The organism is Salipiger sp. ABN3_019, assembly GCF_056158605.1.
Map to the genome: position 1 here is coordinate 952,501 of NZ_JBSWTP010000009.1, position 14,500 is coordinate 967,000.

General features: G+C 62.6%; 10 protein-coding genes, 1 tRNA gene and 2 rRNA genes (1 of these 13 cut by a window edge). 7 read left to right on the plus strand and 6 right to left on the minus strand.

All coding sequences use genetic code 11. The features are described 5' to 3' along the window. The 5 genes from ACXAD2_RS12735 to gghA all read left to right on the plus strand — a co-directional run. Positions 1-2,068 (plus strand): 23S ribosomal RNA (locus tag ACXAD2_RS12735) (it extends 763 nt beyond the left edge of the window). A 171-nt stretch (positions 2,069-2,239) separates the two neighbouring features. Then, positions 2,240-2,354 (plus strand): 5S ribosomal RNA (rrf, locus tag ACXAD2_RS12740). Positions 2,355-2,416: 62 nt separating this feature from the next. Then, positions 2,417-2,493: transfer RNA gene (locus ACXAD2_RS12745), tRNA-Met, on the plus strand. 335 nt (positions 2,494-2,828) lie between these two features. Continuing rightward, complete coding sequence (gene glgB, locus ACXAD2_RS12750; RefSeq protein WP_475170496.1) at positions 2,829-5,003, plus strand: 1,4-alpha-glucan branching protein GlgB; 2,175 nt, start codon at positions 2,829-2,831, stop codon at positions 5,001-5,003. A 49-nt stretch (positions 5,004-5,052) separates the two neighbouring features. After that, positions 5,053-7,431 (plus strand): glucosylglycerol hydrolase, encoded by a 2,379-nt coding sequence (gene gghA / locus ACXAD2_RS12755; protein WP_475170498.1) that lies wholly within the window; start codon positions 5,053-5,055, stop codon positions 7,429-7,431. On the opposite strand, the gene ACXAD2_RS12760 is transcribed toward gghA, so the two are convergent. The 6 genes from ACXAD2_RS12760 to ACXAD2_RS12785 form a co-directional block, all read right to left on the minus strand. Beyond that, positions 7,388-7,897, minus strand: coding sequence for a hypothetical protein (locus ACXAD2_RS12760; RefSeq protein ID WP_475170500.1), 510 nt, complete (start codon positions 7,895-7,897; stop codon positions 7,388-7,390). The two genes, gghA and ACXAD2_RS12760, sit on opposite strands and share 44 nt — an antisense overlap. Before the next feature lie 122 nt (positions 7,898-8,019). Further along, the gene (locus ACXAD2_RS12765; RefSeq protein WP_475170502.1) at positions 8,020-9,501 is read right to left on the minus strand and encodes a S8 family serine peptidase; all 1,482 of its coding nucleotides are present in this window, start codon (positions 9,499-9,501) and stop codon (positions 8,020-8,022) included. A gap of 12 nt (positions 9,502-9,513) precedes the next feature. Beyond that, a complete protein-coding gene (locus ACXAD2_RS12770; protein WP_475170505.1) occupies positions 9,514-10,422 on the minus strand; it encodes a phosphatase PAP2 family protein in 909 nt (302 codons plus the stop codon). A 16-nt stretch (positions 10,423-10,438) separates the two neighbouring features. After that, the gene (locus tag ACXAD2_RS12775; protein ID WP_475170506.1) at positions 10,439-11,590 is read right to left on the minus strand and encodes a tetratricopeptide repeat protein; all 1,152 of its coding nucleotides are present in this window, start codon (positions 11,588-11,590) and stop codon (positions 10,439-10,441) included. Positions 11,591-11,683: 93 nt separating this feature from the next. Then, entirely contained in the window at positions 11,684-12,193 is a 510-nt protein-coding gene (locus ACXAD2_RS12780; protein WP_475170509.1) for an AfsR/SARP family transcriptional regulator, read from the minus strand. A 210-nt stretch (positions 12,194-12,403) separates the two neighbouring features. Then, entirely contained in the window at positions 12,404-12,961 is a 558-nt protein-coding gene (locus ACXAD2_RS12785) for a hypothetical protein (RefSeq protein ID WP_224907315.1), read from the minus strand. Positions 12,962-13,374: 413 nt separating this feature from the next. Between ACXAD2_RS12785 and secE the strand changes: the two genes are divergently transcribed. Beyond that, entirely contained in the window at positions 13,375-13,566 is a 192-nt protein-coding gene (gene secE / locus ACXAD2_RS12790) for a preprotein translocase subunit SecE (protein WP_066104015.1), read from the plus strand. 290 nt (positions 13,567-13,856) lie between these two features. Further along, on the plus strand, positions 13,857-14,390 hold the full coding sequence (gene nusG, locus ACXAD2_RS12795; protein ID WP_066104017.1) for a transcription termination/antitermination protein NusG: 534 nt from the start codon (positions 13,857-13,859) through the stop codon (positions 14,388-14,390). Positions 14,391-14,500: the final 110 nt, after the last annotated feature.

Below are 14,500 nucleotides of genomic sequence, written 5' to 3' on the forward strand. Positions count from 1 at the left end.
CTGTTGAAAAAGGTCGGGATGAGTTGTGCCTAGGGGTGAAAGGCCAATCAAACTCGGAGATAGCTGGTTCTCCGCGAAATCTATTTAGGTAGAGCGTCATCCGAATACCCCTGGGGGTAGAGCACTGGATGGGTAATGGGGCCCCACAGGCTTACTGATCCTAACCAAACTCCGAATACCAGGGAGTACTAGATGGCAGACACACTGCGGGTGCTAACGCCCGTAGTGGAGAGGGAAACAACCCTGACCTCCGGCTAAGGCCCCCAATTCATGGCTAAGTGGGAAAGCAGGTGGGACGACCAAAACAACCAGGAGGTTGGCTTAGAAGCAGCCATCCTTTAAAGATAGCGTAACAGCTCACTGGTCTAATTAAGTTGTCCTGCGGCGAAGATGTAACGGGGCTCAAGCCATGAGCCGAAGCCGAGGATGCGCATAGCGCATGGTAGCGGAGCGTAGTGTGACATAGGACTACTCCTCTTCTGCATCCTTCGGGATGTAATGGAGGAGCAAGTCCTTTCTGTGAAGCCGGGCTGTAAGGCATCCGGTGGAGAGATCACTAGCGAGAATGATGACATGAGTAGCGACAAAGAGTGTGAGAGACACTCTCGCCGAAAGTCCAAGGGTTCCTGCTTAAAGCTAATCTGAGCAGGGTAAGCCGGCCCCTAAGGCGAGGCCGAAAGGCGTAGTCGATGGGAACCAGGTCAATATTCCTGGGCCATGTGGTGGTGACGGATTGCAGAGGTCGTTCTTCCTTATCGGATTGGAAGGGCGGCTGAGCGGTTCCTGGAAATAGCCCCACTTTAAGACCGTACCCTAAACCGACACAGGTGGACTGGTAGAGAATACCAAGGCGCTTGAGAGAACGATGTTGAAGGAACTCGGCAAAATACCTCCGTAAGTTCGCGAGAAGGAGGCCCAGTTTCAACGCAAGTTTTGGCTGGGGGCACAAACCAGGGGGTGGCGACTGTTTACTAAAAACACAGGGCTCTGCGAAGTCGCAAGACGACGTATAGGGTCTGACGCCTGCCCGGTGCCTGAAGGTTAAAAGGAGGGGTGAGAGCTCTGAATTGAAGCCCAGGTAAACGGCGGCCGTAACTATAACGGTCCTAAGGTAGCGAAATTCCTTGTCGGGTAAGTTCCGACCTGCACGAATGGCGTAACGACTTCCCCGCTGTCTCCAACATCGACTCAGCGAAATTGAATTGCCTGTCAAGATGCAGGCTTCCCGCGGTTAGACGGAAAGACCCCGTGCACCTTTACTACAGCTTCACACTGGCATCAGGCCATGCATGTGCAGGATAGGTGGTAGGCTTCGAAGCGGACACGCCAGTGTCCGTGGAGCCTCCCTTGAGATACCACCCTTGCATTGCTTGATGTCTAACCGCGATCCCTTATCGGGTTCCGGGACCCTGTGTGGCGGGTAGTTTGACTGGGGCGGTCGCCTCCTAAAGCGTAACGGAGGCGCGCGAAGGTTGGCTCAGAGCGGTCGGAAATCGCTCGTTGAGTGCAATGGCAGAAGCCAGCCTGACTGCAAGACTGACAAGTCGAGCAGAGTCGAAAGACGGCCATAGTGATCCGGTGGTCCCAAGTGGGAGGGCCATCGCTCAACGGATAAAAGGTACGCCGGGGATAACAGGCTGATACTGCCCAAGAGTCCATATCGACGGCAGTGTTTGGCACCTCGATGTCGGCTCATCTCATCCTGGGGCTGGAGCAGGTCCCAAGGGTATGGCTGTTCGCCATTTAAAGAGGTACGTGAGCTGGGTTTAGAACGTCGTGAGACAGTTCGGTCCCTATCTGCCGTGGGTGTAGGATACTTGAGAGGAGTTGCCCCTAGTACGAGAGGACCGGGGTGAACGATCCACTGGTGGACCAGTTGTCGTGCCAACGGCAGTGCTGGGTAGCTATGATCGGACAGGATAACCGCTGAAGGCATCTAAGCGGGAAGCCCCCCTCAAAACAAGGTATCCCTGAGGGCCGTGGAAGACCACCACGTCGATAGGCCGGAGGTGTAAGTGCAGCAATGCATTCAGCTGACCGGTACTAATGGCCCGATAGGCTTGATCCGATCCAGGAACAGCAAGGCTGTTCCAAGATCAATCGAAGCATACAACCCCTACACAATACTTGACTTGGTATCTGTCGCTCCCAGCATTCGGGGGTGTCGGCCCGCAACCTGCTCCGCAGGTCGCTTCCGCCGACCCGCCGCGCTGCGCGCGACGTTGTGGGTTTTTCTCGGTTTGGTGGTCATAGCGCAAGCAAAACACCCGGCTCCATTCCGAACCCGGCCGTTAAGTGCTGCCGCGCCAATGGTACTGCGTCTCAAGACGTGGGAGAGTAGGTCACCGCCAAACCTAGTAAAACCCACAAACTCCAAACAAAACGTATCTCTCAAAACGATCCAAATCGACTCTGTCGCGGGATGGAGCAGCCCGGTAGCTCGTCAGGCTCATAACCTGAAGGTCGTAGGTTCAAATCCTACTCCCGCAACCAGTCGACCCTAAATATCCAAACACACGACAAGCAGCCAGTTAGGCTGCTTTTTGCGTTTCTGAGGCACGCACGGCTTCGGGCCCGATGCGCGGCTGGCTTTCTCATGCGCCAGCAATACCACGCCACCTCCTGCGCCTTGCGCCGAATGCGTGCAGCCACGCGCCGTAGCGCCAATATATTCGTCAAAAAACACCGCCCCCGAGCAGGAGCTCGCCTCTCTTGAATGATCGGGCCGCGCGTTTTTGACCGCGCGGGGGAATGCGTTAGGTCTAGGGGCACCCGCGCCGCCCCATGCGCGCGGGACCTGCAAAGCCGAGCAAGGGAGACCTTTCACCATGCAGCTGGCCCAAGCACGTGCCATCGCCGAGGGAACGGCGGATGATCTTTTCTCCATGCTCGGGCCGCGTCCGGCGCGCGGCGGTGTGGCCATCTCGGTGTTCGCGCCCGGCGCGGACCGGATGTTTGCCATCGCGCCCGGCGGAACCGTAGAGCTTGAGCCTGTGCAGGGGGCCGAAGAGATTTTCACCGGCGAGATCGCGGGGCAGGGCGGCTATGTGTTGCGCAAGACGACGGCGGCGGGGGAGACCATCAGCTATCGTGACCCCTATAGCTTCGGACCGGTGCTGGGCGATCTGGATGTGCATCTGATCGCAGAGGGCACGCATCGTCGGCTCTGGGAGGCGCTTGGCGCGCATGTGATGGAGCATGAAGGCGTGCAGGGCACGCATTTTGCCCTTTGGGCGCCGCATGCGCAGCGGGTTTCGGTGGTCGGGCCGTTCAACGACTGGGATGGGCGACGCGACGTTCTGCGCAAACGCGGAAGCGGTCTGTGGGAGACCTTTCTGCCCGACTTGGCCGAGGGGACGCTCTACAAGTATGAGATCGTTGATGGTTCGGGGCAGGTGCTTCCTCTGAAGGCTGATCCGGTGGGCTTTGGTGGCCAGTTGCGGCCCGACAATGCCAGCGTGGTGCGGGATATCTCTGGCTACGGCTGGGACGACGGCGCTTGGATGGAGAGCCGCGCGGCGCGGAACGCGCGGGAGGCGCCGATCTCGATCTATGAGGTGCACCTCGGTTCTTGGTGGCGCGACGGGACGCAGAACGATCGCCCGATCTCTTACAAGGAAGCGGCGGCCAAGCTGGTGGACTATGCGGCGGACATGGGCTTCACCCATATCGAGCTTCTGCCGGTGGCCGAACATCCTTTCGACGGCTCGTGGGGGTACCAGCCGACCGGGCTTTACGCGCCGACGGTGCGGCACGGGCCGCCGCATGAGTTCCGCGATCTGGTGGATGCCGCGCATCAGAAAGGTCTGGGCATTCTGCTCGACTGGGTGCCGGCGCATTTCCCGTCGGATGCGCATGGGCTGGCGACGTTCGATGGTACGCCGCTTTATGAGTACGGTGATCCGCGCGAGGGCTTTCACCGCGACTGGAACACGCTGATCTATGATTTTGGCCGCCGCGAAGTGGCCAATTTCCTCATCGCCAATGCCAGCTACTGGGTGCAGGAATACCATGTGGACGGGCTGCGCGTGGATGCGGTGGCCTCGATGCTCTACCGCGACTATTCGCGCAATGATGGCGAGTGGGTGCCGAACAAGGACGGCGGTCGCGAGAATTACGAAGCGATCGACCTGCTGCGCCGGATGAACACCGAGGTCTATGGCGCGATGCCCGGCACGATGACCGTCGCCGAGGAGAGCACCGCCTTTCCCAAGGTCTCGCGCCCGGTCGAGGATGGCGGGCTTGGCTTTGGGTTCAAGTGGAACATGGGCTGGATGCACGACACGCTGAGCTATGTCGCGCTCGATCCGATCTATCGCCAGCATCACCATCATCAGGTGACCTTCGGGCTGACCTATGCCTTCTCCGAAAACTTCGTGCTGGCGCTCAGCCATGACGAGGTGGTGCATGGCAAAGGCTCTATGCTGGGCAAGATGCCGGGGGAGTTGGCCGAGAAATTCGCCAACCTGCGCGCATACTATGGGTTCATGTGGGGGCATCCCGGTAAGAAGCTGCTGTTCATGGGGCAGGAGTTCGCGCAGTCGCGCGAGTGGGCCTTTGAGGGGCAACTGGACTGGGACCTGCTGGATCAGCCGCGCCACGCCGGAATGCAAAGCCTCGTGCGCGACCTCAACCGTCTCTACCGCGAGATGCCCGCGCTGCATCGCTACGACTGTGTGCCCGAAGGCTTTGAGTGGCTGGACGCCGATGCGGCCGAGCAAAACGTCTTTGCCTGGCTGCGCAAGGGGGCGCCGGGTGATCCGCCGGTGGTGGTGGTTTGCAATTTCTCAGCCGTCGCGCAGGATGGCTTTGCCGTCGGGATGCCGAAGGGCGGGGCGTGGCGCGAGATTTTCAACAGCGATGCGACGGCCTATGGTGGGTCTGGCGCGGGCAACATGGGGCGCGTCCGTGCCGACCAGCCCGGGCTTAAGGGGCAGCCAGCCTCAGCCCGCATGATGCTGCCGCCCTTGTCGACGCTGATTTTCACCCCCGAAGACACCTGATCCGCATCAGGGCCCCAGACCCGGACCGCAAGACCACAGGAGACGCCACGTGTACGACCGCATGGACCCGCCCGCCTTCGAGGCCGAAGCGACCGCCGAGCTTGCCGATTGGTGCGAGCGCATCCTCACCACCGCCGAGGACCGCTTCAGCGCCGGGCGCAGCATCGCGCGGCGTCTTGGGGCTCAGGTCGAGGGAGACCGGGTGGTCTTTGGCTTCTTCGTTCCTGAATTGCAGGACTGGAGCATCGCGGACGGCGACATCTTCATCGAGCTTTTGCGGCCCGAAGCGGGGGCCGAGCTTGATCTTTCAGTCTCGCATAGCGAGATCGCCTTCGAGCGGGTGCTCTTGCCTGTGCAGCGCTGCGAGGCGTTCGCCTTCTGCGTGGCCAGCGGGGTGAAGGCGGGCACGCGCGAGGTGACCGGCGATTTCTATGCGCTGGTCTGGCGCGACGCGGATCATAACTACACCCGTATCCTCGACCCGCTGGCCATGTCGGTGCCCTATGGCGCCTTTGCGCCCGCCGAGGTCTATGACGTGGCCGCGATGCAGGAGGCGCGCACCGACAAGGGGTATTTCGAGGCCCTCAAAGGCGATGCGCCGCATAAGTTCACGCCGCCCACCAGCATCCTGCAACTGCATATCCCCACCGCCACTGCAGGCGGCACATTGGCCAGCCTGACCCGGCAGATCCAGCGTCTCGCCGAGCGTGTGGCGCATGGGCTGCCGCTTGAGCCGGCGGATGAGCTCTTCATGGGCTATGACGCGGTGCAGCCGCTCCCGGTGGAGCCGACGACGGTCTATGAGGCCGGACCGCCCTTCTGGACCGAAGGCGCGGCGAGCGAGGAGCGGGTCGAGGCGACGCTGACCCGCCCCAACACCACCAACTGGGGTTACGACGTGGTGATCTCGGGCATGGCGACGGTGAACCCGGTGCTGCTGGAAACCGCGCGGCCCGACGAGTTGGTCGATCTTGCCGCGGCGCTGCACAACTTTCCGGGTAAGCCCAAGAAGCTGATCCTCGACGTGGTGTTCGGGCATTCGGACAATCAGGGGCTTGATGTGCTGTCGAGCCATTATTTCGCCGGGCCCAACATGTACGGCCAGAACCTCGACTATCTGAACCCCTATGTGCGCGGCATCCTTCTGGAGATGCAGCGGCGCAAGGTGAACTTCGGCGCGGACGGCGTGCGGGTCGACGGCGCGCAGGACTTCAAATGGTGGGACTGGGCGGCACAGACGCTGCGCCACGACGATGACTATCTTGCCGAGATGTCGGGGCTCGAACAGGAGGTCGCCGGGACCAGCTACCAGCCGTGGTTCGTCTTTGAGGATGGCCGTCCGTGGCCCGACGAGGATTGGGAGCTGAGCTCGACCTACCGCGCGGTGATCGAGAACCAGACCCATGATCCGGACGTCTTCCAATGGGGGCCGCTGACCTTCGCCCACAACACGCCGTTCATCTACACGTTTTGGCTGTCGAAGTACTGGCGCATCAAAGAGATCCTCGCGCATGGCGCCAATTGGATCTCGGGCACGGCCAACCACGACACGCTGCGCCGGGGCACGCAGGTGAATCCCAAGCTCAACATCAACACCCGGCTTGGCGACACCAAGATGGAGATCCTCGACAAGGCCTATGACAACCCGGCGGTGTCGATCCTGACCTATGCGGTGTTCCCCGGTGTGCCGATGGATTTCCTCAACGCCACGGCGCGCGCCAGTTGGGGGTTCATCCGCAATCAGGATGACAAATACGGGGTGAAGGTCGTGGCCGAAGAGGCGATCAGCCTTAAATGGCAGGTCGACAGTTACAGCTATTCGATCCCCGGCAACTTCCGGCGGCTGAAGGAACTGGGCTTTGAGACCCGCGAGGATCTGGCGCGGTTCTTCGAGTTCCTTCCGGCGCTGGTCGAGGTGACCGAATACGATCTCAACACAATTGCCGCGCTGCTCAACGCGGTCGAGCCGCCGCTGGCCGGACCGGAACGGTTCACCGTGGGGCTGCTCAAGCAGATCGCCTGCGCGTGGATGGACGACATGCACGAATACTGCAACGTCTCGCATTACTTGTCGTATCTCGATCCGAACCAGACCGGCTTCATGCGCAAATTGCGCGACTTCCGGCAGTCGAACCCGTGGCTGCGCGGCAATTTCGGCGAGGCCGACCAGTTCCGCTATCTCGAGCCGCTCGATGGGCGCACCGTTTTTGCCGCGCTGCGCAACGGCCCTGAGGGGCGGAAGGTATTCGCCGTTTGCCACATGGAAGGCCGCGAAACCGACGAGATCGAGCCGCTGAAACTGCTTCCGGAGGCGGAGCGCGGACGCGACTGGCGGTTGGTGCTGCGCAGCCCCGGCATTGGCGATGACTACCTTGGCGGGCCGATCACCCTGCGGGATTCGATGGGGCTGGTGTTCGAGGCGGTGTGAGCGCCTCTGGCCCCGCCAGCGACAGGGCGTCGGCGGGGGTGCATCTGCGCCACTCGCCGATCCCCAGCTTGATCTCTTCGGCGGCCCGGTCGATCGCCTGATCGACCAGTTTCTCGGGGCTCGAGATCAGCCCGTCGATGCGCTGCGCCGCGGTGTCGAGCCGGCCTTCCAGCTTGTCGAGCCGCGCGGTGATCCGCTGTGCCGCGTCTGAGGTCAGATCCGAGCTATCTTCGCGCAAGGCCTCCAGATCGCTCCGCAGCCCGCTCACCTCCGAGGTCATCTCCCCGATCTCGGCGCGCAACGGGTCGAGCGAGACGAGATTGCGCGCGAAACTGTCGGTGATCTCCTGCGCGCGATGTGTCAGTTGCAAGGCGAGGAACAGGCACAGGGCCAGAAGGATCAGCGTGGCATTGAACACCGCGAGGATCAGGTTCCAGATCGTTCTGCCAAAGCTGCGGTCGCGCATGACATACCTTCCGTTTGCCGAGATTGCGTCAGCCTAGGCAGCGCCGGATGATCTTGCAATCATGGCGGGAACCGCACCTTTGTGCCGCTGTGCCCCTCTGTGCCCATGCCGTCTAATGCCGCCTAGATGTTCGCCCAGTTCAGTTTGGGCTCTGCGGCGTCATCATCGGTGGGATCCATTGTGCCGCGCAGCTTTTGCTTGGCGGCCACCCCGTCGCCTGGCGCGATCTTTCCCGCGCTCATCGCCAGTGCCAGCATCCCCGCCGCGATCGCGGTTGCCGCCGAGGTTCCGCTGAACCGGCAGTAATACGACCGGTAGTCGGGCAATGTGTCCTCGGAGGGCAGGATCTCGGGGAAGGGGCTGCCGTTATAGCCTGCGGCGCCCGGCACATCGGTGCTGATCACATCGAGCGGAGAGTAGGTCTCCCCATCCTCCAGATAGCTGGGCGAGTGGGTGTTGGCGTAGAAATCCGGCGCCAGCTTGTCGAGCCGCACGCTCTGCTGGTCCAGCCGCTCGCTGTCGCCGCTCGGCGCGTAAAGCGTGATCGGAACGCTCGCCGAGCCGGTGTTGGAATAGCCCGCCCGCAGGCCCTCGCTGGTGTGCGCGCCGACGAGGATGATGCCATTGTCGTCAGCCGCCAGAGAGCCGGGATAAAGCCGGGTGCCGTCGCCGCCATTGCCGCTGGCGCACAGGATCGGACGCTTGAGTGACATCCGCGGCACCAGATCATGCAGCGCGGCCCAGAGTGTGGCCTCCTGCTTCGAGTAGCTCACCGGGTAGGTCTTGCGCAGAAGGTGCCGCTCGCGGGGCGCGCTGGTGCCATCGCTGGTCGCGGGAAGGTCGGTCACAGGGCTGCGCCACGGATCGGGGAAGTCGCGGGCCAGCACGATCAGATCGGCGTCGATCAGATGCGCATAGAGCATCGCGGCGAGGAACTGTTCGGGGTCGGGATCGAAGCTGGTCGAGATCGGAACGATTTCGCAGGTCGGATCGATGCCGATATAGGGCAGGCCGTGGCCCGCAAGCGGGCTGTCCACCTGCAGATCGGGGCCGTTCGGCAGGGGCCGAAGGTGCGTGCCCACAAGGTTCACGTCCTCGGCGGCAACGGGGCGCGCGCCGATCAGCCCAGCCATAGCGGTGCCATGCCCCGAGAAGGCGGCGGAGGTGGCGGGAAAGATGCGCTGGCTGGTGTCGGTTGCCGACTGCGCAGCGGTGTATTCCGCCGCCATATGCGCCGTCATCTCATCCAGAAGCGCCTGCGCGGTCGCGTTGCCGACAGGGGTAGCGGCGGCCAGCAGCGTTGACAGCCGAGAGCCCGCAGGATCGGGAAAGGTGCCGAGCCGGTTCGAGAAGAAATCCACCGCGAGGTCCCACGCGATGGCCCCTTCGAGGTTGGGGTGCGACGGGGCCACCGAGACGTCGATCAGCGCAACGCGGATGGGCTCGTCGCCCTGCTTGATGCGCTTCTCTGCCGCGTCCCATGCGCTGCTGTCAAAGCCGTCCGGGGCGTCCATGAGGCCCAGCGTGAAGAGATGCCAAAGTGCGTGGTAGCCATCGTAGCGGCCCGAGCCACGGGTGCTTGCAGGCGGGGTGATGCGTGCCATGACCCTACCTCCTCAGAGCCACTCGGCGCGGGCGCGCAGCATCTGCTCTTCCAGCACCACCTCGAACACCGGCGTCAGCATCCGCGCGAGATCATGCCCGGCCTTGGTGTCGGCGGGGTAGTGAATGCCGGCCCATTCGCGGTTCTCGGCGATGCGCCGGGCGCTGCGGAACAGCTCTACGATGCCCGGATGCTCGGGCAGCACGCGACTGAAGACGAAGGCGATAGAGAACGACTGCAGCGAATGGTTCGATGGCCATGAGGCATGCGCGGGCACCGGGATATAGGGCCGGAGACGCGGTTCGATGGCACTGGGGCGGGGTACGTTGAAGCGCTCCTTGTAGCGCATGCCCACCTCCTCGGCGAGCCGAGCCACCATCAGGAAAAGCGCCACCGTGTGATCATAGCCCGACAGGTTCTCGATCCCCAATGGCCGCAGGTAGCCCGAAAGCTCCAGTTCGGCCTCGCGCAGGATCTCGTCTTTGCGCCCCCGGTGCGCGTCGGTGTCGCGCAGCGCCTGCTTGTCGAAGAGCTCCAGCGTCTGGGCATGGAAAACCGAGAGGGCAGGGGGCAGGCCGATTGGCAGGTCGATCCAATAGTCGCGCAATTGGTGCAGCCGCTCGATCTCGCGCCACGGCAGCAGGATGTCCCCGTATTCGTAAGAGGCGCTGCCGCCCTCGACGTTGGTGCGGTTCCTGTTGCGGTTGCGATTACGATTCCTGTTGCGATTGCGGTTGCGGTTCCTGTTGCGGTTCCGGTTCAGAACCGCCGAAGCGCCGCCGCTGCCAGCGGCATTGGCCCCAAGAACCGCCGCGCCGCCAGCCACCAGTCCCGGCGGAGCCTCGGCGGGGGCGCTCAACTCAAAGCTGTCACCGACAGCAAGCAGCCAACTCTTGCGAAGTGTCTCTCCAAATATAGACATGTCCCTCTCCCGATCTTTAGCAAATCGCTTTTTTCAAACCCGCGGACAAAATGAGACGTCCGTTTTCATCATTCACCGCCATGCAATTCCGGTCCACCCAACTGGGCGAGAAATCCGGGTCCATCTCGCGGATGCGTCCGATGAGGACGCGCGCCTCGTCGAGCTTTCCCAGATGCGCGAGGCTGATGGCGGTGTAACGCAGCGCTGCGCCGAAGCGGGGCCGCCGTGCCAGAATGCGCTGGCCCAGTGCCGCCGCGCTGTCGAAGCGCGCCTCGAGCGTGTCGATCATGCAGCGCGTCTGCTCGTAGGTGAAGGCAAGCGGGCTGCAGTGTCCCAGCGTCTCGGCCCGGCGCGAGGCGGTGGAGGCCAGATCGTAGCGCGCGGTGTAGAGCGCGTGCAGCGCGAGGTGGTCCCAGCTGATCGCCATATAGGGATTGATTTCGACCGCCCGCTTCAGCAGCAACTCGGCGCCCAGCATGTCGTGCAGCACATAGGCCTTGGCGTGCCCCGCCAGCGCCATGGCGACGCCATTCCACGGCTGTTCGGCCTCGACGCGGGCGACCAGATCGGCGGTTTCCTCGGCCACCTGCGGCGAGAAGCTCTGCCAATGCTCGCCCACGGTGAAGGTGTTCAGATAGGCGAGAATGCTGAGGTAGGTGGTGCTCCGCGTGATGCCATAGGCGTGTTGCAACTCGCCTTTGAGCGCGTCGAGCGCGCTGTGATCGAGACGGAACATCTCGACGATGGCGTGGAACGGGGAGATCACCGCGTCGCGCCGCAGCCCGTGCGGCGAGGTCAGCGTATGGCAAATGCGGTCCATGGCTTCGCCGACGAAACGGGCGAGCGCGGTGCTTTCGACGCTCATCTGTGTTTTGTCGATCGGGGGCGAGGAGAGCGACCAGAGCAGGCTGTTGTCGCCGCCGTGAAACGCCTGAAGCCGAAGACCCGCGCTATTGCCGAAGCAGCTGCTGCTCATCCGCAGAAGGATGTCCGGGCGATTGTGCAGGCTGTCTCCGGGTGCGGTTCCGGGCAGGGTCTCGCGAAAGTCGTTGATCGTCGTCGGCACGAGGTGCTGCACGCCAAAGATCAGCTGTTCGAGCAGCGTGTCGCCCTGAAACCGCAACATGCTGTCTGCGGGCTGGCTGGCACTGGGCAGAAGTCCGATCACTGCGCCGCGATGGGGGGCGGGGTCTTTGGAGGGCGCAGGCGAGGCTGCTTCTGCCGTTGGGGCCTCGAGCAGACGCTCGCGCCAATGGCTGCGCTAAATCCGCAGCCAATCTTCAAACTCGTCATCCGCCGAGCGCAGGTCGAGCCCTTCGAGCAGTTCGGGAACCGCAGCACCGTAGCGCTCGCGCAGGCGGGCCACTTCGTCTGGCTGGTCCAAGGCCAGCACGTCGATCCAAAGATCTTCCGTCTTCAGGGTGATGCTGGCGCTGTCAGAGAGCAGCAGCCCTTCGCCCCCGGCCTTGGTGAGATCACGGCGCAGCGCATAAAGCGCGCTGCGCAGGCTTTGCGAGGCAAAATGCGCCTCCTTGTTGGACCACATCAGGCTCTGCAGGCGGCTGCGCCGGATGGTGCCCCGCGGCGCGAGCGCCAGCATCGCCAGCACCGCCTGCGCGGGCTGACTTTGCGGCGTGCAATCACGGCCCTCGCGATCCTGAAGACACAGGGGCCCGAGAAGGTGCAGCCGAATAGACGTGTACTGTTCAATCAAAGGTCTCAAATGCGGCCGCTTTTTACAAAACTTGCAGACAATCTTGCGGCGCATCATGCGCCACGATTGTCCGCGCAGTCAGCAAAAATCACCCAAGTTCAATGCAAAGGGGCCTTCTGCCGTGCTTCATGAGGCGAAGTTGCGCTTGAAAATTGATGGAAAACCTCAGGTTGAACGCAAAGGGCCGCACCGGAGATTTCCGGCGCGGCCCTTATGGCTATGCGGAGGTGATCAAGATCACCTACCGCATATTGTTAAGCAGTCGTCTTACGACACAACATCCATGATGCGGCCTTTGAGCTGCGCGTCGTTCTCATCGGTGTAGATGAGGGCGCGGATCTGGCTCACCTGCTCGGCGGTCAGCATGGTCAGATCGGCGTCGGGCGCCAGCGTCTCGACACGCGACACTTCTGCCGGGGTCAGCATCGGGGTGGCGTCATCGGCGAGAGCCATGAGCTGAGCTTTCACATCGTCATCGGTATCTGCACCGTTGATGATCGCCAGAGCGTCACCGCGCTGCTGACCGGTCATCATCATCACCGTTTCGGCGGGCAGATATTCTTCGATCTGCGCCATCTGCTCCGCCGAGAAGGTCATCGGCTCGTCGTCGCGCATGGCGATGGCTTCGATCTTCTCACCCTTGTGGATGTCCGAGTCGCCGCTGTTGGCGATGGCGAAGGCTTCGATGACCTGCTGGTCGCTCAGCATCTCGACATTGACGTCGGGCGCATACTGGTTGATCAGGTTGGTCTGCTCTTCCGTCGCGGCAAGCGCGCCGGTGGCAAGAACCGAAGAGAGGGCGGTAATGGTAAGAATGCGTTTCATCGTATAGTCCTCCATAAAGAGTTTCTCGTAGCGGGTGGCGGGTCGTCGCCTTTTCGCTTCTGGCCACCCAACCCCGCCGGTCGGAAAAGCGTTCCGCCGCCGAGGTGTCGAAATTTTCCGTGTGTTTTCCGTTACCTGCCTTGATGTTTGGGCTGGGCCGAGCGAGGCGCGCGCGAACGCGGCGGCGTTGATCCAGTTCCATCACGTTCGGCCATGCGCGTTCAGGAGTTTGTCATCAGCAACTCATCGTTCAGGCGACCGAACGATCGCTCTCTCTGCCTCAAGGCGTGCGCATCATCTGCAGGTCCACGCCACAGCTACAACAGATCTCGCGAGCGGGACTCTGCTTGTCACACGCGCCGACCGGGCGTATACGACCCGCCAACCGAGGATTTCCCGCAAGGCAGACCTGCATGACCAACCCGCTCCAGTTCATCCAGCAGACGCGGTCCGAGATCGGCAAGATCGCCTGGCCGACCCGTCGCGAAGTGGTGCTGACCACGATCACCGTCTTTGTCATGGCGACGCTGACCGCGATCTTTTTCGCGCTGGTCGACATCCTGATCCGCACGGGTCTGCAAGGCCTGCTGTCCTTCTTCGGCTGAGCCGGGGCAGGGGGCGCTGCCCCCGTCCGCATCTGCGGACTCCCCCGGGATATTTCAGCCAAGAGGAAGCGCCTTCATGGCGCAGAGGGCTTGCCGGCGGGCAGCCCTTGAAATCGGCGCCCGGTGGCGGTAGTGCACGACCAACTTACCCAGAGCGGGCGTGCAGCGATTCGGTTGCACGCCGGTTTTCTTTTGGGGCGCGGCGCATCCGCGACGAACCTGCAGCACGCCTTCGGGCGCGCATCTGAACAGGCCGCTGGCAAGGTGGCCGAGAAACGAAGAGGGGCCCGATGGCGAAGCGGTGGTATTCGGTGAGCGTTCTGTCGAACTTCGAGAAGAAGATCGCGGAGCAGATCCGTCAGGCGGTGGCCGAGCAGGCGCTTGAGGACCAGATCGACGAGGTTCTCGTGCCGACCGAGGAGGTCATCGAGATCCGCCGCGGCAAGAAGGTCACGACCGAGCGCCGCTTCATGCCGGGCTATGTGCTCGTGCATATGGAAATGTCTGATCAGGGGTATCACCTGGTCAACTCGATCAACCGGGTCACCGGTTTCCTTGGTCCGCAGGGCCGCCCGATGCCGATGCGCGACGCCGAAGTTCAGGCGATCCTCGGCCGGGTTCAGGAAGGCGAAGAAGCGCCCCGCACGCTCATCCACTTCGAGGTGGGCGAGAAGGTCAAGGTCAACGACGGCCCGTTCGAGGGCTTCGATGGCATGGTCGAAGGCGTGGACGACGACAACCAGCGCCTGCGCGTGTCGGTGTCGATCTTTGGCCGGGAAACCCCGGTCGAGCTGGAATTCACTCAGGTCTCGAAGCAGGGCTGAGCGTCTCGGCGGGGGTGACCCCGCCAACAGGTGGGAGGCGAGGGCAGCGCGCTGTCCGGACCAGACCACACCATAGAACGCTTGGCGGACGCGTCCGTCGGGCATGGAAA